Source organism: Idiomarina sp. UBA4206 (assembly GCF_002383015.1).
In the GTDB taxonomy this organism is placed as follows: domain Bacteria; phylum Pseudomonadota; class Gammaproteobacteria; order Enterobacterales; family Alteromonadaceae; genus Idiomarina; species Idiomarina abyssalis.
The window spans coordinates 100,978-101,245 of sequence record NZ_DFTS01000039.1 but is presented as its reverse complement, the minus strand read 5'-3'; the positions used below and the strand labels follow the sequence as shown (position 1 = coordinate 101,245).

1 protein-coding gene is annotated in these 268 nt (G+C 48.1%); it reads left to right on the top strand.

The window, feature by feature from the left end; all coding sequences use genetic code 11:
* Positions 1-268 (top strand): YcaO-like family protein (locus B3180_RS08565; RefSeq protein WP_286844023.1); only part of this gene is annotated, 268 nt, incomplete at both ends.

Below are 268 nucleotides of genomic sequence, written 5' to 3'. Positions count from 1 at the left end.
ACTGCTTATCAGAAATTTTTGAGCGCGCCGTTAAAAAGCAAATTATTGAAGAAGAAATTGCCCTGCCGGACGTACCGCTAGAGGTACTTAACAAGTACCCGAATATTCAGGAAGGGATAAAAGCCTTAGAAGAACAAGGCTACCCGGTGTTGGTTAAAGACGCATCGTTGGGCGGTCAGTTCCCGGTTGCCTGTGTTACCTTAATGAACCCACGCACCGGCGGTGTTTTTGCTTCTTTTGGTGCGCACCCAAGCTTTGAAGTGGCGCT